Origin of the sequence: Citrobacter sp. Igbk 17 (genome assembly GCF_028069775.1) — a bacterium.
Classification (GTDB): Bacteria; Pseudomonadota; Gammaproteobacteria; order Enterobacterales; family Enterobacteriaceae; genus Citrobacter.
In genome coordinates, this window is record NZ_JANEWI010000070.1 from 1 (window position 1) to 3,520 (window position 3,520).

Genomic DNA, 3,520 nt, shown 5'->3' on the forward strand with positions numbered 1-3,520 from the left:
AAATTCAACAAGACACCATTCCTGGCTAATGATTATGATGTTGCGGAAATCAATATAACAATCTTTGTGAAACAGAGAGGCGACTCTATCGTTTTACAGGGGTACAACAACGCTCCTCAGGCAATAAAGATTACCCTTCCAAACAGGTAACTCAATGAATAAAAATATCATTCTCATCTCCGGGATGCTCTTTTCGACTGTCGGGCATGCCAGCGCACTCTATTTCTATGAAACAGGCACCGAGGATACCGCACTGGCGGGGGCAGGTCAGGCCGCGCGCGCTCAGGATGCCGCAATCTTGCTCACTAATCCCGCCGGAATGACACGTTTACCCGATCATATGGTGACCACAGGATTGCAGGCAATGGGTGGTGATATTCCTTACACACTCAATAACGCGTCTGTCGAACAGCAAAGTCCCGGCAATGCCATGAAGGTATTCCCTAATGCCAGTCTGTTTTACACCCAACACCTGAACGATACCGTTTCTGCGGGAATTGGATTGTATAGCAACTATGGCCTCGGTATTGATTTTGGTCACTGGGCAGGCGATCGACTCATTAAAAAAAGTACGATGGTTGCGATGACGCTAAGTCCAGGTGTGGCATGGAAACTGAGTGATAGAGTGTCCGTTGGTGCCGCAGCCGGGCTCAACTACGGTTTTCTATCTCTGACCCGGAATAATGATGGCAATGATCAGACACAACACGACCATGACTGGGCGATGAACTATCATCTTGGCTTATTAATGGATTTAACCGATCAAACCCGTGCAGGTATTACCTGGACCAGCAAGACAGACTACCATTTCAATATTGATGGTAAGGTACGATTCCCGAACCAGCCCAATCTTGAGTATGATGTGCCGTTCTCTACCCAGGTGCATGCACCACAACAGGTGATGTTTAGCCTGGTTCACGATATTAATCAGCAGTGGTCGGTGATGGGCGATCTTGGCTGGCAGGACTGGAGCCAGTTTGGTAGCCCGCAGATACAGGTTAATGGTCATACAAGCGATCGAACAAACCGGCTTCAGGACACATGGCATACCGCGTTGGGTGTGCAATATCGTCCCGATGAGCAGTGGCGCATAAATGCAGGCGTCGCATTTGACAGTTCACCGTACAAAACGCAAAACGATGTCGCACTTTCATTACCAACCGGCGATGAATGGCGCTTTGCCACCGGAGCGCAGTACCAAATTACCCCGGCCAGCAATGTCGGATTTGCAGTCGAATATTTGCATATGCAGTCGGCGAACGTAAAATCAGATCCGTTTGCCGGTGAATACAAAAATCCGTGGCTATGGTTTGCCAGTGTTAACTACAGCTATCAGTTCTAGTATTTGGTTGCTTTCCGCGCATTATCAATAATCACCACGTTGAACTATCTCCCGTCATATTACCGTCCAACACGCGCGGTATAGCTGCATTTTTACCCATATCAGGCTATCTGCTGGTGGCCTCTTCCATTTGTTCTAATTTAAATAAAAACTCATTTCTGCTTTAAGTATTGGGCAACATATGATTTTAATAGACTTATGAACTATCTTCATGGAATAACCATTAATTCACGCCACTCAATAAATTAAAAGAATACAGGTTTTCTCATGCAAATTTTACCCCCGGTACGCCCAGAGCAAAGCATACAGCGTTTGACACAAGCACTTGAACCTATTGCGGAAAAACTCAATGTTGTTCCGCGACGACGCATCATGTGGAAATACAAAAACCAGCCTCAGCTCTATCTGTTTTTGCAAGGCGAGCTCTCTATTTTACGTTCTTCCGATGGTCTGTTGATTGTGACTGTCTATGAGCCTCATTTGTTTGGTATTGCCGAGATGATCCAACCCGTACACGCTCACTTGCTACGTGCTGAAGCGGAATCAACAATATTACGTGTTGATGCCCATAAAGCCAGGGAACTCTTCCATCAACAAGGATTGTGGGAAGATGCCGCTGCGCTACTTGCCTATCATACCGGCTATTTATTTTACCGTGACGATTTAGTGGTGCAACAGCGTACCTATTCAGTGATACGAAATCATTTAGAGGAAATGAATCTGTTACCACAAGAGACCCGACTGCGCGTTTCTATTCTGGATTATATTCAGGAACGTACACATTTATCGCGCAGTAGTGTTTTAAATGTTGTCTCTGCGTTAAAAAAAGGGGGGTATATTGACTTTGAACGGGGAGGGTACCTAACGTCAATCAACAAATTACCTGAGGGGTTCTAAATAAGTCCAAAAATAAACTAAAAACCAATTATCAACATGGTCTAAATATCCTATTGTAGCGACACTTTATTTGTTCCAAACATAACTCTATGTCCACGATAGGAAAGCTATGAAAAAGACACTAATTACACTCATTATTGCTAACGCTTTTACCGCAACAACCGCCTTTGCTGCTGCCGATGTCGGTACCTGGTATGCGGGGGGGAAATTTGGTTGGTCACATTATTTTGACTCCAGCACGACACAACAAACCAATGACCATGGGGATAAATACGGCAATGTGGGTTTTGATAGTGATAATGTGGGTGGCGGTGTATTTACCGGTTATCAAATTACACCGTGGCTTGCCGTCGAAGGTGGCTACGATTACTTAGGTAATATGCAATTCAATGGCAGGAATGGTGCATCAGGTTCGCAAATGAAAAGCCAGGGGTTGCAAGTAACGATGAAAGCAAGTTATGGTCTGACCGATGCCTGGGATATTTATGGTCGGGCAGGGGCGATGGGATATCGCGCAGAATCTGATATTAAAGGAAGTAATCATTTTGACACGGGTATACGTCCGGTAGTCGCGGTGGGTACGGAGTATGCGTTCAATAAAAACTGGGCTGGACGCCTTGAATATCAATGGGTAAGCAACGTGGGAAACGAAAACCAGATTGGTGCCAGCAGCGATATCAGTTCAGTAACGGCAGGGGTATCTTACCGTTTTGGCCAGCATGACTGAGTAGATTAGTAGAACGCAGGACAATGCTTTAATTACGCAATGTAGAAAAAGCCTCCTCATTATTATTGAGGAGGCTTTTTTATTACTCAAATAATGTGGTAACAGTTTGATTGATGCTTAACAGCCCAATTCTATTCTGCTCTCTATAATAGTAGTCATTCATCTGTTGCATTTGCTCAAGCTTGGTTAAAGAGGTATATACCTGGTGAGTCTCACTGTGAACATCAAAAATATCACGCGATTTAACATCCTGAAGATATTCACTTTTTAGTGATATCGCAACATTGTCAATTTGCTGTTTATTTTTTTGATATAACGATCTGTACAGTTCAGGATTAGCAGATGGTGATGTGGCTTCCTGTTGTACAACTGGAATAATCATGTTGTTAATTTTGCTCACCGGTGCCGGTGGTGCCGAATTACAGGCAGAGAGTGTGCCAATGAAAAAGATAAAGTAGAGTTTGCGCATGTGCTTTATATAGACAGTAAGTGGATGCCTGCCATTATCTTTTTTAACAGGTGTGCGTCCACAACTATAATGTTTAAAAATAAAT

4 protein-coding genes are annotated in these 3,520 nt (G+C 44.1%); 3 read left to right on the plus strand and 1 reads right to left on the minus strand.

Features of this window, described 5'->3' with window-relative positions:
- Positions 1-154: 154 nt before the first annotated feature.
- The 3 genes from NNO08_RS22725 to NNO08_RS22735 all read left to right on the plus strand — a co-directional run bounded on the left by NNO08_RS22725 (position 155) and on the right by NNO08_RS22735 (position 2,966).
- On the plus strand, positions 155-1,342 hold the full coding sequence (locus tag NNO08_RS22725; protein WP_271457598.1) for an OmpP1/FadL family transporter: 1,188 nt from the start codon (positions 155-157) through the stop codon (positions 1,340-1,342).
- 267 nt (positions 1,343-1,609) lie between these two features.
- Complete coding sequence (locus NNO08_RS22730; protein WP_271442849.1) at positions 1,610-2,239, plus strand: winged helix-turn-helix transcriptional regulator; 630 nt, start codon at positions 1,610-1,612, stop codon at positions 2,237-2,239.
- Positions 2,240-2,348: 109 nt separating this feature from the next.
- Positions 2,349-2,966: an outer membrane beta-barrel protein gene (locus NNO08_RS22735; protein WP_271442848.1), complete on the plus strand. Its 618-nt coding sequence runs from the start codon at positions 2,349-2,351 to the stop codon at positions 2,964-2,966.
- Positions 2,967-3,048: 82 nt separating this feature from the next.
- On the opposite strand, the gene NNO08_RS22740 is transcribed toward NNO08_RS22735, so the two are convergent.
- Positions 3,049-3,520: hypothetical protein (locus tag NNO08_RS22740; RefSeq protein WP_271457599.1), on the minus strand; the 472-nt coding region annotated here is incomplete at its 5' end.

What these genes read in the sequence shown, in the direction of transcription:
- NNO08_RS22725 (WP_271457598.1), top strand. Translation starts at nt 155, where the DNA reads ATGAATAAAAATATCATTCTCATCTCCGGGATGCTCTTTTCGACTGTC.
- NNO08_RS22730 (WP_271442849.1), top strand. Translation starts at nt 1,610, where the DNA reads ATGCAAATTTTACCCCCGGTACGCCCAGAGCAAAGCATACAGCGTTTG.
- NNO08_RS22735 (WP_271442848.1), top strand. Translation starts at nt 2,349, where the DNA reads ATGAAAAAGACACTAATTACACTCATTATTGCTAACGCTTTTACCGCA.